Here is an 18,554-nt window from a genome sequence, read left to right on the forward strand (position 1 = left end):
TACCCGCAAGTAGCATGGTCGGGTGAGCGGGCGCTCAGCAACGTAAGCCGAACGCGCCCCCGCGCAGCAGTGCCATCCCGCACCTGGAGGAGAGCCAACGTGCCTCGTACCGTCAGGGACGTCGTCTTCGTCGACGGCGTCCGCACCCCGTTCGGCAAGGCGGGCCCGAAGGGCATCTACAACGAGACCCGCGCCGACGATCTCGTCGTGAAGGCGATCCGGGAGCTGCTGCGCCGCAACCCGGACCTGGACCCCAAGAAGATCGACGAGGTCGCCATCGCCGCGACCACGCAGATCGGCGACCAGGGCCTGACGCTGGGCCGCACGGCCGGCATCCTCGCGGGCCTCCCGCAGTCCGTCCCGGGCTACTCCATCGACCGCATGTGCGCCGGCGCGCTGACCGCCGTGACCGCCGTCGCGGGCGGTGTGGCGTTCGGCGCGTACGACGTCGCCCTCGCCGGCGGCGTCGAGCACATGGGCCGCCACCCCATGGGCGAGGGCGTCGACCCGAACCCGCGCTTCGTCTCCGAGAAGCTGGTAGACGAGTCCGCCCTGTTCATGGGCATGACCGCCGAGAACCTGCACGACCGGTACCCGACGATCACCAAGCTCCGCGCCGACGAGTACGCCGTGCGCTCGCAGGAGAAGGCCGCCAAGGCGTACGCCGACGGCAAGATCCAGCAGGACCTGGTCCCGATCTCGGTGCGCAACACCAACGAGGCCGCGGGTGAGACGGGCTGGGGCCTGGTCACCACCGACGAGCCGATGCGCCCGGGCACCACCCTGGAGAACCTGGCGAACCTGAAGACCCCGTTCCGTACGCACGGCCGGGTCACCGCGGGCAACGCCGCCGGTCTGAACGACGGTGCCACCGCCGCGATCATCGCGTCCGAGGACTTCGCCCGCGAGAACAACCTCCCGGTCAAGATGCGCCTCGTCTCCTACTCCTTCGCGGGTGTCGAGCCCGAGGTCATGGGCTACGGCCCGATCCCGGCCACCGAGAAGGCCCTGGCCCAGGCCGGTCTGACGATCGACGACATCGGTCTGTTCGAGATCAACGAGGCCTTCGCCGTGCAGGTGCTGGCCTTCCTGGAGCACTACGGCATCGCCGACGACGACGCCCGCGTGAACCAGTACGGCGGCGCCATCGCCTTCGGCCACCCGCTGGCGTCCTCCGGCGTCCGCCTGATGACCCAGCTGGCCCGCCAGTTCGAGGAGCAGCCGCACGTCCGCTACGGCCTGACCACCATGTGCGTCGGCTTCGGCATGGGCGCGACGGTCATCTGGGAGAACCCGAACTTCAACGCCGAGGGAGACTCCAAGTGAGCACCACCGCTGAGCTCCTGAAGGGCGCGGCCGAGCTGTTCCCCGACGAGGTCGTCACGTCCGCGCACGTCCGCCACCTGGATCTGCCGTTCGGCGCCGGGCGCTTCGCGCTCATCACGCTGGACAACGGCTTCGACCACACCAAGCCGACCACCTTCGGCCCGCAGTCCCTCGCCAATCTGAACGCGGCGATCGACCAGGTCGAGCAGGAGGCCGCGGCCGGCAGCATCGTCGGCGCGGGCATCACCGGCAAGCCGTTCATCTTCGCGGTCGGCGCCGACCTCAAGGGCGTCGAGCTGCTCAAGAAGCACGACGAGGCGCTCGCCATCGGCAAGGGCGGCCACGACGTCTTCAAGCGCCTCTCCGCGCTGGCCGTGCCGACCTTCGCGTACTACAACGGCGCGGCGATGGGCGGCGGCGTCGAGGTCGGCCTGCACTGCAGCTACCGCACCGTCTCGAAGGCCATCCCGGCCTTCTCGCTGCCCGAGGTCTTCCTCGGCCTGGTCCCCGGCTGGGGCGGCTGCGCCATCCTGCCGAACCTGATCGGCGCCGAGCGCGCGGTCTCGGTCATCATCGAGAACTCGCTGAACCAGAACCGGCAGCTGAAGGGCAAGCAGGTCTTCGAGCTCGGCATCGCCGACGCGATCTTCGAGGGCGCGGACTTCCTGGAGCAGTCGCTCCTGTGGACCGCGAACGTCCTGAACGGCACCACCGAGGTCGTCCGTGCGGAGATCGACCGCGGCGAGGCCTGGGACACGGCCGTCGCCAAGGGCCGCTTCATCGCGGACTCCAAGGTGCACGGCGCCGCTCCGGCCGCCTACCGCGCGCTGGACATCATCGCCGCGGCCAAGGACGGCAACCTGCAGAAGGGCTTCGACGCCGAGGACACGGCCCTGGCCGACCTCATCATGGGCGGCGAACTGCGCTCCGGCATCTACGCCTTCAACCTGGTGCAGAAGCGTGCCAAGCGCCCGGCCGGCGCCCCGGACAAGTCCCTGGCCCGTCCGGTCACCAAGGTCGGCGTCGTCGGCGCGGGCCTGATGGCCTCGCAGCTGGCGCTGCTGTTCCTGCGGCGCCTGGAGGTGCCGGTGGTCCTCACCGACATCGACCAGGAGCGCGTGGACAAGGGTGTGGGCTACGTCCACGCCGAGATCCAGAAGCTGCTCGGCAAGGGCCGCATCAACCAGGACAAGGCCAACCGCCTGACCGCCCTGGTGACCGGTGTCCTGGACAAGGCCGAGGGCTTCGCGGACGCGGACTTCATCATCGAGGCCGTGTTCGAGGAGATGTCCGTCAAGCAGAAAGTGTTCGCGGAGGTCGAGGCGGTCGCCCCGGCGCACGCCATCCTCGCCACCAACACCTCCTCGCTGTCGGTCTCGGAGATGGCCTCCAAGCTCCAGCACCCGGAGCGCGTAGTCGGCTTCCACTTCTTCAACCCGGTCGCGATCCTCCCGCTGCTGGAGATCGTCCGCGGTGAGCAGACCGACGACGCCGCGCTGGCCACGGCCTTCGGCGTCGCCAAGAAGCTGAAGAAGACCGCGGTCCTGACGAAGGACGCCCCGGCGTTCGTCGTGAACCGCATCCTGACCCGCTTCATGGGCGAGATCCAGAACGTCATCGACGAAGGCACCCCGGTCGCCACCGCGGAGAAGGCCATCGAGCCGCTCGGCCTTCCGATGTCCCCGCTGGTGCTGCTGGAACTGGTGGGCCCGGCGATCGGCCTGCACGTGTCCGAGACCCTGAACCGCTCCTTCCCGGAGCGCTTCACCGTCTCCCCGAACCTCAAGCGGGTCGTCGAGGCCGGCAAGCGGGGCTTCTACGTCTACGACTCCGGCAAGCCGGAGCTGGACCCCGAGGTCGCCGCGCTCCTGGTCCAGGGCGACTCCGTCCTGACCGAGGAGCAGGTCCGGGTGCGCGTCCTGGACGCGGTGGCGCAGGAGATCGGCCTGATGCTGGAGGAGGGTGTCGTGGCCGAGGCCCAGGACATCGACCTCTGCCTCATCACCGGTGCCGGCTGGCCCTTCCACCTGGGCGGCATCACGCCGTACCTGGACCGTGAGGGCGTCTCGGAGCGCGTGAACGGCAAGAAGTTCCTCGCCCCCGGCATCGCGAGCGTCCCGGCCTAGTCCGGGTCGCGGACGGTCGTTCGACGGCCGGGCCCGTCCCCCACGGGGGGCGGGCACCGGCCATTCGAATACCTGTCTAAGATTCACCCCCATGACGGAAAAGCACGTGCGGCCCAGGCGCCGCCGACGCCGCGTTCTGCGGATCACCCTGCTGCTGGTCGCCGTGCTGATCCTGGGCGCGGCCGGGGCGGGCTGGTGGACGTACAGCCACCTCAACAACAACATCGACAGCGTCGACCTCGATCAGGCGATCGGGGACAACCGACCCGCCAAGGTGGTCGCGAACGCGCAGAACATCCTGGTGCTCGGCTCCGACTCGCGGGCCGGGGCCAACGGGGACCTCGACCACGGCGATGTCAGCGGGGCCCGTTCGGACACCGCGATGCTGGTCCACATACCCGAGGGCCGGGCCAAGGCCACCGCGGTGAGCATCCCCCGCGACACCCTGATCACCCGGCCCGAGTGCAAGGACCGCGACGGCACGTCCGTGCCGTCCGCGAAGCGGGTCATGTTCAACTCCGTCTACTCGCTGGCCGGCCCGGCCTGTGTGGTCAACACCGTCGAGCAGATGTCCGGTGTGCGCGTGGACCACTTCGTCGAGGTGGACTTCGCCGGCTTCAAGGGCCTGGTGGACGCGCTGGGCGGGGTCACCGTCACCCTCGACAAGCCGATGAGCGGTGCCAAGGGCGGTCTGAAACTGGACGCGGGCACGCACCGGCTGAACGGCACCGACTCGCTGAAGTTCGTCCGTACCCGGTACGGCTACGGCGACGGCAGCGACCTCGGACGCATAGGCCTGCAGCAGCAGTTCATGCTGGCGATGCTGGCGGAGATCAAGAAGCAGGATGCCCTCGGCAACCCGGCACGGCTCTACAAGCTCGCGGACGCCGGCACCAAGTCCCTGACCACCGACTCCGATCTGGCCTCGCTCACCGCGCTGTCCGACTTCGCGCGGAGCATGAAGGGCGTGAACCCGGAGACGATGGAGACCATCATGCTGCCGGTCGCCTACGACAAGGTGGACCCCAACCGCGTGGTCGTGGCCGAACCGCAGGCCACCCAGCTGTGGGACGCCCTGCGCAAGGACGAGAAGGTCCCCGCCTCGGCGAAGGACTCCCCCGCCAAGGGCTGACCGGATCCGCACAACGGAGCCGGCCGTACGGGTGACCCGTACGGCCGGCTCCGGCGTTCGCGCGTCCGAACCCTTCGGTCGTTCAGTACTTGGCGTCCGCGCCGACCTTGCCCAGACGGCTGTTGCGGCGTCCGTAGGCGAAGTAGACGATGACACCGATGACCATCCAGACGCCGAAGCGCAGCCAGGTCTCGGCCGGCAGGTTGAGCATCAGCCAGAGCGAGGCCGCGATCGACAGGATCGGCACCAGCGGCACCCACGGGGTGCGGAAGGACCGGTGCAGGTCGGGACGGGTCTTGCGCAGGACGATGACACCGAGCGCGACCACCACGAAGGCGAACAGGGTGCCGATGTTGACCAGTTCGGCGAGGCTCTCCAGGCTGGTGAAGCCCGCGAGGACGGCGATGATCCCGCCGAGCAGCATGGTCGCCCGGTAGGGGGTGCGGTACTTCGGGTGCGTCACGGAGAAGACCCGGGGCAGCAGCCCGTCACGGCTCATCGCGAAGAACACGCGGGTCTGGCCGAGCAGCAGGATCATGCACACGGTGATCAGGCCGACGGACGCGCCGAGGCTGATGGCGCCCGAGAAGAACGGCTGGTTCACCGATTTGAAGGCCTCGGCGAGCGGCGCGGTCGCGGACATCTCCGAGTACTTCTGCATGCCGGTCACCACCAGGGTCACCGCGACGTACAGCACCGTGCAGATGAGCAGGGAGCCGAGGATGCCGCGCGGCATGTCCCGCTGGGGGTTCCTGGTCTCCTCGGCCGCGGTGGCCACCACGTCGAAGCCGATGAAGGCGAAGAAGATGAGCGAGGCCGCCGTGAAGATGCCCATGACGCCGAAGTTGGTGGGCTCGTAGCCGAAGAGCAGCTGGACGAGCGGGGAGTGCCAGCCGCTGACGCCCTCGGCCTGGGGCTGGGCCGGCGGGATGAACGGCGAGTAGTTGTCGGCCTTGATGAAGAACAGGCCCGCGACGATGACCAGCAGCACGACGGTGACCTTGATGGCGACGACGACCGCCGTGATGCGGGCCGAGAGCTTCGTACCGACGACCAGGATCCACGTCAGCACCAGGACCAGCAGGAAGGCCAGCAGGTCGAAGTGGCCGCCGGCGTCGGGGCCGGACAGGGAGGTCGGCAGGGTCCAGCCGAGGTTGGTGTCCATGAGGTGGCGCACGTAGCCGGACCAACCGACCGCGACCACCGCCGTGCCGAGCGCGAACTCGAGCACCAGGTCCCAGCCGATGATCCAGGCGGGCAACTCGCCGATGGAGGCGTAGCTGAAGGTGTACGCCGATCCGGCCACCGGCACGGTGGACGCGAACTCGGCGTAGCAGAGCGCCGCGAGGGCGCAGACGATGCCCGCTGCCACGAAGGCGAGGGCGGTGGCAGGTCCGGCGTTGTTCCGGGCCGCGATGCCCGTCAGGACGAAGATGCCGGTGCCGATGATGACACCGACACCGAACACCGTCAGGTCCCAGGCGGAGAGCGACTTGCGGAGCGCGTGTTCCGGCTCCTCCGTGTCGCGGATGGACTGCTCCACCGTCTTGGTGCGGAAGGGGCTGTTCGTATCCCTACTCACCGACGCACCTCCGAACAGGTGTCGACGCACGCGAGCGGGCCGGGAGGCCCACTCCTCAAGAGTGATCTCCCGGCCCGTGACGTGCAACCGCGCGGCGATCTAGCGCTGTGGGCGCCGCCCGTCCTAGTCGACGGTGGCGGCCGACTCGCTGTCGTAGCGGCCGTCCAGCTTGGCCACCAGCCCCGTGACGTGCCGGGCGATGTCCGGGGCGGTCAGCCCGATCTCGGCCATGACCTCCTTGCGGGAGGCGTGGTCGAGGAAGCGCTGCGGGATGCCGAAGTCGCGCAGGGGTACGTCGACCCCCGCGTCCCGGAGCGCCTGCGAGACGGCGGAGCCCACGCCGCCGGCGCGGCCGTTGTCCTCGACGGTCACGACGACGCGGTGGCGGTCGGCCAGCGGGGCCAGGGCCTCGTCCACGGGCTTGACCCAGCGCGGGTCGACCACCGTCGAGGTGATGCCCTGCTTGTCCAGCAGGTCAGCGATCTCCAGGCACATCGGGGCGAGCGCGCCGACCGAGACGAGCAGTACGTCCGTGGGGGCACTGCCCAGGTTCGAGGAGTCGAGGGACAGGGTGGCGTCGGCGGCCGGTGCGCGCAGCACGTCCATGCCGCCGATCCGGCCGACGGCCGGGACGGCCGGGCCGACGACGCCCTTGGAGAAGCGCACCACGGTCGGCGCGTCCTTGACCTCGACGGCCTCGCGCAGCTGCGCCCGCAGCTGCTCGGCGTCGCGCGGGGCGGCCAGGCGCAGACCCGGGACCACCTGGAGGATGGACATGTCCCACATGCCGTTGTGGGAGGCGCCGTCGGTGCCGGTGACACCGGCGCGGTCCAGGACGAAGGTGACTCCGCACTTGTGCAGCGCGACGTCCATCAGGACCTGGTCGAAGGCGCGGTTGAGGAAGGTGGCGTACACCGCGAAGACCGGGTGGGCGCCGCCGGTGGCGAGGCCCGCCGCGGAGGTGGCGCCGTGCTGCTCGGCGATGCCGACGTCGTAGATGCGGTCCGGGAAGGCGTCCGCGAACTTCTTCAGACCGACCGGCTGGAGCATGGCCGCGGTGATGCCGACGATGTCCTTGCGCTCCTTGCCGAGCCGGACCATCTCGTCGGCGAAGACGGAGGTCCAGCTGGCGGCGTCGGTGGAGACGGGCAGGCCGGTGTCGGGGTGGATGGGACCGATGCCGTGGAAGCGGTCGGCCTCGTCCTGCTCCGCGTGGGTGTAGCCGCGGCCCTTCTGGGTGAGGCAGTGCACGATGACCGGGCCGCTGAAGCGCTTGGCGCGCTGCAGGGCCGACTCCAGGGCCTCGATGTCGTGGCCGTCGATGGGGCCGATGTACTTCAGGCCCAGGTCCTCGAACATGCCCTGCGGGGCGATGAAGTCCTTGAGGCCCTTCTTGGCGCCGTGCAGGGTCTCGAAGAGCGGCTTCCCGACGACGGGGGTGCGCTCCAGGATCTCCTTGCCGCGGGCCAGGAAGCGCTCGTAGCCGTCGGTGGTGCGCAGGGTCGCCAGGTGGTTGGCGAGGCCGCCGATGGTCGGGCCGTAGGAGCGCTCGTTGTCGTTGACGACGATGACGAGCGGGCGGTCCTTGGCGGCGGCGATGTTGTTCAGCGCCTCCCAGGCCATGCCGCCGGTCAGGGCGCCGTCGCCGATGACGGCGGCGACGTGGTGGTCCTCGCGGCCCAGCACCTCGTTGGCCTTGGCGAGTCCGTCGGCCCAGCCCAGGACGGTGGAGGCGTGCGAGTTCTCGATCACGTCGTGGTCGGACTCGGCGCGCGAGGGGTAGCCGGACAGGCCGCCCTTGGAGCGCAGCCCCGCGAAGTCCTGGCGGCCCGTGAGCAGCTTGTGGACGTAGGCCTGGTGGCCGGTGTCGAAGAGGACCTTGTCCTTGGGCGATTCGAAGACCCGGTGCAGGGCGATCGTCAGTTCGACCACGCCGAGGTTGGGGCCGAGGTGCCCGCCGGTCTTGGAGACGGCGTCGACGAGGAAGGACCTGATCTCTGCGGCGAGCTGAATCAGCTCCTCCTGGCTGAGCAGGTCCAGATCGCGCGGTCCCTTGATGCGGGTCAGCAGCACCCGTGCCTCCTTGCAGTTGCTTGCTGGTCTGTCGAGTCTAATGTTCCGTTCGCGGGCGCGGTCATCGGGCCGTCCCGGCGGAGTCACAGCTTTGTCATACATGTACACACCGCCGCACGGCCACACATCACAAACGGGCGTATACCCGCACGGGAGTGCCTGCATTTGTACGCACGGATGCCCGGCGCCACGCGGAGTGGCGCCGGGCACTGTGACGGTTCTTACCGCCGCGGTCCGCCGCGGCGGACCGGTCGGGCGCGCGGTCAGGCGCGTCCGGCCGTCTTCTGGGTCTTGCGGGTGACCGAGTCGATCACCACGGTGGCCAGCAGGACCGCGCCGGTGATCATGTACTGGACCGGCGTCGCGATGCCCTCCAGGGCCAGACCGTACTGGATCGAGACGATGACCATGACGCCGAGGAGGGCGTTCCAGGTCCGGCCGCGGCCACCGAAGAGGCTGGTGCCGCCGATGACGGCCGCCGCGATCACGTTCATCAGCAGGTCGCCGGCGCCGGCGCTCTGGTTGGCCGCCGCGATCTTGGAGGCCCAGAACAGGCCGCCGATGGCGGCGAACGTGCTGGAGATGGCGAAGACCGTGATCCGGATCCGGGTGACCCCGATGCCCGCACGGCGGGAGGCCTCGACGCTGCCGCCCAGCGCGAAAACGTTTCGCCCGAAGGTCGTACGGCGCAGCAGGAAGTCCGTGACGACCAGGGCCAGCAGGAAGAGCACCACCGCCAGCGGCAGGCCCTTGTACTGGTTGAACAGCGCGGCGGGACCGAAGGTGCACACCGCGAGCAGGCCGGTGCGCAGCAGGATCTCGGTGAGCGGCCGGGAGGGCATCCCGGCGGCCTCACGACGCCGGGCGTCGAAGAAGGCCGCGAGGAAGTAGCCGGCCACCGCGAGCGCGGCCAGCCCGTAGGCGACAGCCACGTCCGAGAAGAAGTACGTGGTCAGCTGGCCGACCACGCCGTCGGAGTCGATGTTGATCGTGCCGTTGCTGCCGAGGATCTGCAGCATCGCGCCCAGCCAGAACAGCAGGCCCGACAGGGTCACGGCGAAGGCGGGGGCCCCGACCCTGGCGAAGAAGAAGCCGTGGATGGAGCCGATCAGGGCGCCGCCGACGATGGCGGCGAGGATGGCCAGCCATTCGTTCACGCCGTGGGTGACGGCGAGGACGGCAACGATCGCGCCCGACACACCGCTCACCGAGCCGACCGAGAGGTCGATCTCGCCGAGGAGCAGCACGAAGATGATGCCGATGGCGATCATCCCGGTGCCGGTCATCGTGATCGCGATGTTGGTGAGGTTCTCCGGGGTGAGGAAGTTGGAGTTCAGCCCCTGGAAGATGGACCAGATGACGATCAGGCCGATGACGACCGGGAGGGAGCCCAGGTCGCCGGCTTTCATCTTGTGCTTGAACTCGCCCCAGTAGCCGGCGAGCCCCTCCTCCCTGACGAGCAGGCGGGGGTCCACGGCCGGGATCGCGTCGTGTGCGGCCGCCGGGTTGACCGGGTCGATGTGCTCGTGCGCGACGGGGCCCTTGTCCAGTGGATCGGTGGCGGGGTTCTGGGTGCTCACTTGCCGGCCTCCGAGGTGCGGGCCGCCCGGCGGGTCACGGCGTTGTCCGTGGCACCGGTGATGGCGGAGATGATCTCTTCCTGCGAGGTGTCGGCGACGTTGAAGACACCGTTGTTGCGGCCCAGCCGCAGGACCGCCACCTTGTCGGCGACGGCCTTCACATCGGCCATGTTGTGGCTGATGAGGATGACCGCGTGGCCGCGCTCGCGCAGCCGCTCCACCAGGTCGAGCACCTGTGCGGTCTGCTCGACGCCGAGGGCCGCGGTGGGCTCGTCGAGGATGACGAGCTGGGGCTCGCCCAGCATCGAACGGGCGATCGCCACGGTCTGGCGCTGACCGCCCGACAGCGAGGCGATGGGGATCCGGACACTGGGGATCCGGATGGACAGGGTGGTCAGGAGTTCGCGGGCGCGCCGCTCCATCTCCACCTCGTCCAGGACGCCGAACCTCTTGAGCTCGCGGCCGAGGAAGAGATTGCCGACGACATCGATGTTGTCGCACAGCGCCAGGTCCTGGTAGACCGTCGCGATGCCCAGGTTCTGGGCGTCGTGGGGCTTTCCGATGGCGACCGGGCGCCCCTCCCATTCGATGACGCCTTCATCGATGGGGTGCACGCCGGCGATCGTCTTGACCAGCGTGGACTTTCCGGCACCGTTGTCGCCGACGAGGGCGACCACTTCACCGGAGTGGATCTCGAGTTCTACGTCGGTGAGGGCCTGAACGGCACCGAACCGCTTCGAGACCCCTCGCAACGCCAGCACGGGCGCAGCGGACACATGAACCATCTCCTTCGCCGCCTGACCGGCGGGGATGTCGTGCAAAAGAGCAGGAGCGGGACGAATGGGGGAGGAACGTTTCTGCCCGGCGCCCCGCCCGGTGGCGGGGATGAGGAGGGAGGGGCGCCGGTCAGGCACGGGGGCCGCCTCGCGCAGAGGCGGCGGGGGCCGCTACTTCAGGCCGGCGGCGGCGCAGGCCGCCGCGTACTTGTCGGTGCAGATCTCGTCGACCGAGTAGACGCCGTCCTTGACGACGGTGTCCTTGATGTTGGCCTTGGTCAGCGAGATGACCGGGATCAGCACGGAGGGGACGCCCTTGGTGGTGGGGCTGTCGACCGTGGACGTGGTGCCCTCGGGCTTCCCGCCCTTGGCGAGGGCGACGGCCATCTTGGCGGCGGCCTCGGCCTCAGGGGCGTACGGCTTGTAGACGCTCATGAACTGCTCGCCCGCGACGATGCGCTGGACGCCGGCGAGTTCGGCGTCCTGGCCGGTGACCGGGGGCAGCGGGGAGACGCCGGCGGCCTTGAGGGCGGTGATGATGCCGCCGGCCATGCCGTCATTGGCGGAGTAGACGCCGATGACCTTGTCCTTGCCGAGCGCGGAGAGCGCGGCCGCCATGTTGGTGTTGGCGTTCTCCGGCTTCCACTCGACGGTGTCGTACTCCTTGCCGACGTTCACCTTGCCGTCGAGCTCGGAGTGCGCGCCGGACTTGAAGAGCTTGGCGTTCGGGTCGGTGACCGAACCGTTCATCATGACGATCTGGCCGTCCTTGGCCTTGTCGCCCAGCGCCTCAAGCAGGGCCTTGCCCTGGACCTTGCCGACCTCTTCGTTGTCGAAGGAGGTGTACGCGTCGATCGGGCCCTCGGCCAGGCGGTCGTAGGCCACGACCGGGATGCCCGCGTCCTTGGCCTTCTTGACCGAGCCGGCGATGGCCTTGGAGTCCACCGCGTCGATGATCAGGACGTCCACCTTGTTGGTGATCATCGTGTCGACCTGGGAGTTCTGCGTGGTCGCGTCCTGCTTGGCGTTGGCGTAGACGACCTCGCCCTTGCCGCCGGTGAGCTCGGCGACCTTCTTCTCGATCAGCGGCTTGTCGAACTTCTCGTACCGCGCGGTCTGGTTCTCCGGCAGGAGCAGGCCGATCTTGATCGCGTCGCCCTTGGCGGCGCCGGACGACTCCTTCGCCTTGTCGCCGGCCTCCTTGGCGCTGCCACAGGCGGCAAGGGAAACGGCCATGGCGCCGGCGGCAACGGCTACGGCGGCTCTGCGCATACGCGTGTTCATTACTTGAACCTCCCTGACGAGGCCGCTACGCCGCGGCCGAGGTGGATGTGAGTCAACCCCGGCCGCGTTTTGCCGTCAAGGAGTGAATTCTTAACGAGATGACAACGGTGCCATTCGTTATCTACCTGAAGGCAAGACGGCTGGAGCTCGCACTCCACTTCCATGATCTGACAAAAGTGTCGAATCGCCCATCTCGCTCAGCACGAGAGCCAGTGCGCCCAGCACCTCGGCACGGCCGCCCAGGGACCCCGTCAGCACCGACAGCTGCCGGGCCGCGCTGGGGATCGCATACCTCCCCACTGATTCACGGATGGGGGCCAGGACCAGTTCACCCGCCTCCGCCAGCGAGCCGCCCAGCACCACCCGGCTGGGGTTCAGGAGGTTGCACAGGCTGGCCACGCCGCTGCCGATGTGGCGGCCGACATCGGTGATCACCCGACGGCAGCCGGGGTCCCCGTCGCGGGCCAGCTCGACCACCCGCTCCATCGTCAACTCCGGCCCGTGCGTGCCCTGGAGCAGCGGCAGGACGTACCGGGCCGCGGCGAAGGTCTCCAGGCAGCCGCGGTTGCCGCAGCGGCAGACCGGGCCCGATTCGTCCAGCGTGATGTGCCCGATCTCGCCCGCCGTGCCACCCGGGCCGCGGTAGATCTGGCCGTTGATCACCAGGCCGGCGCCGACGCCGCTGGCCACCTTGATGTAGGCCAGGTCCTTCACCCCGCGGCCACTGCCCCAAACGAGTTCGCCGAGCGCGCCGAGGTTGGCGTCGTTGTCCACGTAGACGGGCACTCCGAGGCGCTGCGAGAGCTCCTGGCGCGGATTGATCCCCGCCCAGCCCGGCAGGATCGCGGTGGAGCCCAGGGTCCCGGACTCCACGTCGATCGGGCCGGGGACGCCGAGCCCGACCCCGATGACCTTGTCCAGCCCGACCCCGATGCCCTCGATCAGGCGCCCGACCAGTGCTTCCGCCCGGTCGAAGCCGTCCGCCCAGGAGGCGTCCACGTCCAGCGGCTCGGTCTCCTCGGCCAGCACCTGGTGGGCGAGGTTACCGACGGCCACCCGGAGGTGGGTGTGGCCGAAGTCGACGCCGATCACGATGCCCGCGTCACCGCTGAGCGACACGCTCCGTGCCCGCCGGCCTCCGGCCGAGGTGTCGGTGACCTCGACGGTCCCGCCGTCCTTGAGCTCCCGGACGATGTTGGAGACCGTGGCCGCCGACAGTCCGGTGGTACGGGCGATCTCCGCCTGGGTCAGCGACCCCGCGAGCCGCACCGCCCGTACGACCCGTTCGAGATTCGCGCGGTGCAGCGACGACTGCGATCCGGGAGTCTGCACGACTCATCCACTCCTGCCCTGTAGCGACGGCCAGCCGTCGCCCCCCGGCCGGGTCACCTCGCGGCTGCGCGCTCCGAGTCCCCGGCTTCTCTCCAACTTGTGAACCTTAAGTCGAGCCTTTGCGCATCCGCACGTCAAGAGGCTGACATGACACGAAACGGGCCTACCGGCCGAAAGGGGGAGGGAGTAGCCCCGCCGATCGTGTTATGGTCGCTGGGGCGCCGGTCCTCTGCGGCCCTTCCGGCCGGACCGGGCGCCCGTCATGTCAGCGCGAGGCGAGGAGGTGTTCGGGATGAGTCCCGATCGAAGTCCTCGCAGCGCTCTGTGCGGCTGACCCGCCGAACGGCCCTTCGGCCGAACGGCTGAGCAGCCGGCCTTTCCCTGAGTGCGCGCGGCGGTGCACCACCGCGCCCGTGCGCTGCTGCGTGCATCCCGCGTCCCCCTTTTCCGCATGACCAGACGGCCTCGTCCGGCGTGCGTCACCCCAGTCCGTCGGCGTCCGGCCGGCCCGCAAGGCCGCCGCACACCGACTGTCGATCACTCCACGTGACCGTGTGGCTTCGCGCTGCCCGGAACCGTGGAAGGAGGTTATGTGCCATGACCATGCTCACCCCCCGTACGCCGGCCAAGCTCGCGCCGCCGGGCCGGTCCCGCCGCGAGCGCAAGGCCGCCGAGCTGGAGTCCCGTACCCGGCTCGTCGGCGAGCGCCTCGCCCGGATCAGCGCCGGACCCGGCGTAGGAGCCCTGCAGTCCGTGGACGCGTCCGCGGCGGGCCTCACCCACGCCGAGGCCGCCCTGCGCCTGGAGCGCCACGGCGCCAACGTCGTCGCCCACGAGCGCACCCCGCGCTGGTACGTCCAGCTGGTGAAGGCCTTCTGGAACCCCTTCATCGCGGTCCTGGTCTTCCTGGCCGCCGTCATGTACTGGCAGGACCCCGCGGACCCGGGCGTCGTCATCCTCACCGTGATGGTGGTGATCAGCGGGCTGCTGCGCTTCTGGCAGGAGTACCGCTCCGGTCGCGCCGCCGACGCGCTCAGGCAACTGGTCACCACCACGTGCGCGGTCCGGCGCCGTTCCCACAGCGGGTCCGCCGCCACCACCTTCGAAGTGCCCATGGACCAGGTGGTTCCGGGCGATGTGGTGAGGCTGGCCGCGGGCGACCTGATCCCTGCCGACCTGCGCCTGCTCACCGCCAAGGACCTGATGGTCGGCCAGGCCGCACTCTCCGGCGAGTCCCTGCCGGTGGCCAAGGCGGACACCCGCGCGGAGGACCTGGGTCAGCAGGACACGACCGACCCGGTCGAGGCCGACAACCTGGCCCTGATGGGCACCTCGGTCACCTCCGGCACCGCCACCGGGGTCGTCGTCGCCACCGGAGCGGACACCTACTTCGGCTCGATGGCCGGCTCCCTGGTCGGCGAGCGCCCGCAGACCGCCTTCGACACCGGTGTGCGCAAGGTCAGCTTCCTGCTGATCCGGTTCATGCTGGTCATGGTCCCGGTGGTCTTCATGATCAACGGCCTGACCAAGGGTGACTGGGACGAGGCCTTCCTCTTCGGTGTCGCGGTCGCCGTCGGCCTGACCCCCGAGATGCTCCCGATGGTGGTCTCCGCCAACCTGGCGCGCGGTGCCGTCGCTCTGTCCAAGCGCAAGGTGGTCGTCAAGCGGCTGGGCGCCATCCAGAACCTGGGCGCGATGGACGTGCTCTGCACCGACAAGACCGGCACCCTCACCGAGGACCGGATCGTCCTGGACCGGTACCTGGACGTGCACGGCAACGAGGACGGCGAGGTCCTGGAGTACGGCTACCTCAACGCGCACTTCCAGACCGGGCTGCGCAACCTCATGGACCAGGCGGTCATCGACCGCGTCAACGAGGCCGAGGAGGTTGTCGTCGACGCACGGTTCTCGATGGTCGACGAGATCCCCTTCGACTTCGCCCGGCGCCGGATGTCCGTGGTCCTGGCCCGCAACGCGCTCGTAGGGGGCTCCGGACCGGTCGAGCACGTCATGATCACCAAGGGTGCGGTCGAAGAGGTCCTCGCTCTCTGCACGCATGTCACCGACCGCGGCGAGACGGTGGAGCTGACCGAGCAGCTCCGGTGGCACGTCACCCGGATCGCCGAGGACCACAACCGGCGGGGCCTGCGGGTCCTCGCCGTCGCCACCCGCGGCTTCGACACCCCGCGCAACACCTACTCCGTCGCCGACGAGGACCGGCTGACCCTGGTCGGCTTCCTCGCCTTCCTCGACCCCGCCAAGGCGGACGCCGCCCGCGCCCTGGAAGGACTCGCCGACAAGGGCATCGCGGTGAAGGTCGTCACCGGCGACAACGAGCTCGTCGCCGCGCGGGTCTGCGCGGACGTCGGCATCGACGTGGGGACCGTGGTCCTGGGCGCCATGACCGACGACCTCGACGACGCCGAACTGCGCGCGCTGGCAGCCCGTACGACGGTCTTCGCCAAGGTCAACCCGGTCCAGAAGGCCAGGATCGTCCGGGCCCTCCAGGCGGACGGGCACACCGTCGGCTTCCTCGGCGACGGCATCAACGACGCGGCCGCGCTGCGCGACGCCGACGTCGGCATCTCGGTCGACACCGCCGTCGACATCGCCAAGGAGTCGGCGGACATCATCCTGCTGGAGAAGGACCTGACCGTCCTGGAGCAGGGCGTCCTCCAGGGCCGGACCACCTTCGGCAACACGATCAAGTACATCAAGATGACTGCGTCGTCGAACTTCGGCAACGTCTTCTCGGTCCTGGTCGCGAGCGCCTTCATCCCCTTCCAGCCGATGCTCGCGATCATGCTGCTGGTCCAGAACCTGGTCTACGACATCGCCCAGCTCGCGACCCCGTGGGACCGGATGGACGAGGAGTACCTGCGCCGGCCCCGCACCTGGGACGCCAGGGGCATCGGCCGCTTCATGGTCACCATCGGCCCGATCAGCTCGATCTTCGACATCGCGATGTTCCTGATCATGTGGCACGTCTTCGCCGCCGACAGCGAGGCGAGCCAGTCCCTCTTCCAGTCCGGCTGGTTCGTCGAGGGCCTGCTCTCGCAGACCCTGATCGTCCACATGATCCGTACCCGGAAGATCCCCTTCATCCAGTCCCGCGCCTCCTGGCCGGTCATGGTGATGACCGTCCTCGCCGTACTGACCGGGCTCTGGCTGCCCTTCTCGCCGCTGGCCTCCTCGCTGGGCTTCGTCGCCCTGCCGGCGAGCTACTTCCCGTGGCTGATCGGTGTGCTGCTCGCGTACTGCACGCTCACCCAGCTCGTGAAGACCTGGTACATCCGCCGCTTCGGCACCTGGCTGTAGCAGGAGGGGGTCCGATGCCGCCCACCGTGCGGCGGACGGCCGCGCACCCGGCCGCCGCGTTCGGACGCGGAGCGGTCATCGGACCCCGCCCCACGCGGGGCCGCTACTTCAGGGTCGCCGAGGTGAGGCCCGCCTGGATCTGGCGCTGGAAGGAGAGGTAGACCACCAGCATCGGGATCATCGCGATGGTCACGCCGGCGAAGAGCACGGGCAGGTCGGTCTCGTAGCCCTGCTGTTGCTGGAGCTGGATCAGGCCCTGGGTGAGCAGATAGCGCTCGGGGTCCGATCCGGTCTGGGGCTGCATCAGCACGGAGGGCAGGATGTACTGGTTCCACTGGCCCAGGACGTTGAAGATCCCGACGCTGATCAGGCCGGGCTTCGCCATCGGCACCATCACCTGGAAGAAGATCCGGGTGTCGGAGGCGCCGTCGATCACCGCGGCCTCATGCACCGCAGTCGGCAGGGTGCGGAAGAACGAGTGCATGAAGAAGACGGTGAACGGCATCGAGTACGCCACGTACACGAGGATCAGGCCCTGGTACGTGTTGAGCATGTCGAACCGCTTGACCATGAAGAACAGCGGGACGAGTGCCAGGAAGACGGGGAACATCGCCCCGCTGACGAAGAAGTAGTAGATGAACCGGTTGCCCGGGAAGGGGTAGCGGGCCAGGACGTAGGCCGCCATCGAGCCGAGCAGCATCGTCAGCGGGACCGAGAACACCATCACGATGAGGGTGTGGGCGAAGTAGTCGCCGATGCCCTTGTCCCAGGCCCGCCCGAAGGCGTCGAGGTTCCAGTTGGTGGGCCAGCTGAGGGCCGAGCCGCCGATCTGCGCGTCGGTCTTGAAGGAGCCGAGCGCCAGCCAGATCAGGGGCAGCACGATCAGTACGGCCCACAGGACGAGGAAGCCGTGGGAGAAGACGTTGAGGACCATGCCCTCGGAGCGCCCCGCACCCCGTTCCCCGCCGGGGGCGGCTCCCCCGGACCGCTCCGCAGCGGATTCGCCCGGGGCCTTGATCACTGTGGTCATGACGGTCTCCCGCTCAGAACTCGATGCGCTCGCGGCGGGTGGCGCGCAGCGTGATGACGGAAAGGATCATGGTGAGGACGAGCATGACCACGCCCATGGCGCAGGCGTAGCCGCTCTTGCCGAAGTAGAGGAAGTTCCTCATGAGCACCGTGGCCATGACCTCGCTGTGGTGGTCGGGGCCGCCGCCGAACTGGCCGGAGGTCATGGTCGACACCAGGACGAACATGTCCATCGCGGCGATGCCCAGGTAGACCGCGGAGGTCTGCACGGAGTCCCACAGCAGGGGCAGGGTGACCCTGAAGAACGTCTGGGCGCGGCCGGCGCCGTCGAGGAGGGCCGCCTCGTAGATGTCCTTGGGGACGGACTGCATGGCCGCGGAGAACAGGACCAGGTAGAAGCCCACTCCGTGCCAGACCACCACCAGGAGCAGGCACCACAGGACGAGCCTGGGCTCGTTCAACCATTCGATCGGGTGCATCCGGTCGACGATGCCGAGCCGGATGAGGACGCCGTTGAGGAGGCCGCCCTCGTCGGTGCGGTACACGGCGCCGAAGAGCACCGCGAGGATGGCGAGGGAGAGGACCTGCGGGAAGAAGTAGACGACCTTGTAGAGGCGTGAGCCCGCCACGCCCTGCACACCGCCGGCCCCGCCCCGCCCGCCCGCGTTCACCATGAAGGCGAAGAAGAGGGCGAGCAGGATGGTGACCACCGGCACGAACACCAGGAGCAGCAGGTTGTTCCAGAGGGCCCCGCGGAAGACCTCGTCCTTCATCAGGGCGGAGTAGTTGTCGATGCCGACGAAGTCGAACGTCGGCGACTGGCCCGTCCAGTTGGTGAAGGAGTAGCCGAACGTCTGTACGTACGGCCAGATGACGAAGGTCAGATAGAGCGCGAGGGGTGCGATGAGGAAGCCGGCGATGAAGCCGGTCCGCCCCCTGCCCTGGACTACTTGGCTCATGGTGTCCGTCCCTGGTGTGCCGGTGACCGGTGGGGCC

General features: G+C 69.1%; 12 protein-coding genes. 4 read left to right on the forward strand and 8 right to left on the reverse strand.

The genetic code is table 11. The annotated features are described in order from the left end of the window. Positions 1–99: 99 nt before the first annotated feature. From ACFW2G_RS03355 to ACFW2G_RS03365, 3 genes are all read left to right on the forward strand, one after another. The gene (locus tag ACFW2G_RS03355; protein ID WP_030847655.1) at positions 100–1,326 is read left to right on the forward strand and encodes an acetyl-CoA C-acyltransferase; all 1,227 of its coding nucleotides are present in this window, start codon (positions 100–102) and stop codon (positions 1,324–1,326) included. After that, positions 1,323–3,452 carry a 3-hydroxyacyl-CoA dehydrogenase NAD-binding domain-containing protein gene (locus tag ACFW2G_RS03360; protein ID WP_384580304.1) on the forward strand — a complete coding sequence of 710 codons (2,130 nt, stop codon included), beginning with the start codon at positions 1,323–1,325 and terminating at the stop codon, positions 3,450–3,452. The genes ACFW2G_RS03355 and ACFW2G_RS03360 overlap by 4 nt, the downstream gene beginning before the upstream one ends. Positions 3,453–3,543: 91 nt before the next feature. Further along, the gene (locus ACFW2G_RS03365; RefSeq protein ID WP_037915273.1) at positions 3,544–4,584 is read left to right on the forward strand and encodes an LCP family protein; all 1,041 of its coding nucleotides are present in this window, start codon (positions 3,544–3,546) and stop codon (positions 4,582–4,584) included. 82 nt (positions 4,585–4,666) lie between these two features. Here ACFW2G_RS03365 and ACFW2G_RS03370 read toward each other — a convergent pair whose 3' ends face one another. From ACFW2G_RS03370 to ACFW2G_RS03395, 6 genes are all read right to left on the reverse strand, one after another. Continuing rightward, entirely contained in the window at positions 4,667–6,166 is a 1,500-nt protein-coding gene (locus ACFW2G_RS03370) for an amino acid permease (protein WP_384580302.1), read from the reverse strand. A 123-nt stretch (positions 6,167–6,289) separates the two neighbouring features. Beyond that, the gene (gene dxs, locus ACFW2G_RS03375) at positions 6,290–8,239 is read right to left on the reverse strand and encodes a 1-deoxy-D-xylulose-5-phosphate synthase (RefSeq protein ID WP_384446610.1); all 1,950 of its coding nucleotides are present in this window, start codon (positions 8,237–8,239) and stop codon (positions 6,290–6,292) included. Positions 8,240–8,502: 263 nt separating this feature from the next. Continuing rightward, positions 8,503–9,789 carry an ABC transporter permease gene (locus ACFW2G_RS03380; protein ID WP_037917716.1) on the reverse strand — a complete coding sequence of 429 codons (1,287 nt, stop codon included), beginning with the start codon at positions 9,787–9,789 and terminating at the stop codon, positions 8,503–8,505. A gap of 26 nt (positions 9,790–9,815) precedes the next feature. Continuing rightward, positions 9,816–10,604 carry an ATP-binding cassette domain-containing protein gene (locus ACFW2G_RS03385; protein WP_384446612.1) on the reverse strand — a complete coding sequence of 263 codons (789 nt, stop codon included), beginning with the start codon at positions 10,602–10,604 and terminating at the stop codon, positions 9,816–9,818. Between the two features lie 162 nt (positions 10,605–10,766). Next, positions 10,767–11,879, reverse strand: a complete 1,113-nt coding sequence (locus tag ACFW2G_RS03390; protein WP_384446614.1) for a sugar ABC transporter substrate-binding protein — start codon at positions 11,877–11,879, stop codon at positions 10,767–10,769. 117 nt (positions 11,880–11,996) lie between these two features. Next, positions 11,997–13,211 (reverse strand): ROK family transcriptional regulator, encoded by a 1,215-nt coding sequence (locus ACFW2G_RS03395; RefSeq protein WP_037915259.1) that lies wholly within the window; start codon positions 13,209–13,211, stop codon positions 11,997–11,999. 597 nt (positions 13,212–13,808) lie between these two features. Here ACFW2G_RS03395 and mgtA point away from each other — a divergent pair. Then, on the forward strand, positions 13,809–16,529 hold the full coding sequence (gene mgtA / locus ACFW2G_RS03400) for a magnesium-translocating P-type ATPase (protein ID WP_384580299.1): 2,721 nt from the start codon (positions 13,809–13,811) through the stop codon (positions 16,527–16,529). A gap of 103 nt (positions 16,530–16,632) precedes the next feature. Here mgtA and ACFW2G_RS03405 read toward each other — a convergent pair whose 3' ends face one another. After that, positions 16,633–17,559: a carbohydrate ABC transporter permease gene (locus ACFW2G_RS03405; RefSeq protein WP_037915256.1), complete on the reverse strand. Its 927-nt coding sequence runs from the start codon at positions 17,557–17,559 to the stop codon at positions 16,633–16,635. A gap of 13 nt (positions 17,560–17,572) precedes the next feature. Then, positions 17,573–18,517, reverse strand: a complete 945-nt coding sequence (locus ACFW2G_RS03410) for a carbohydrate ABC transporter permease (protein ID WP_037915254.1) — start codon at positions 18,515–18,517, stop codon at positions 17,573–17,575. Positions 18,518–18,554: the final 37 nt, after the last annotated feature.

The organism is Streptomyces sp. NPDC058880 (assembly GCF_042742535.1).
Taxonomy (GTDB): domain Bacteria; phylum Actinomycetota; class Actinomycetes; order Streptomycetales; family Streptomycetaceae; genus Streptomyces.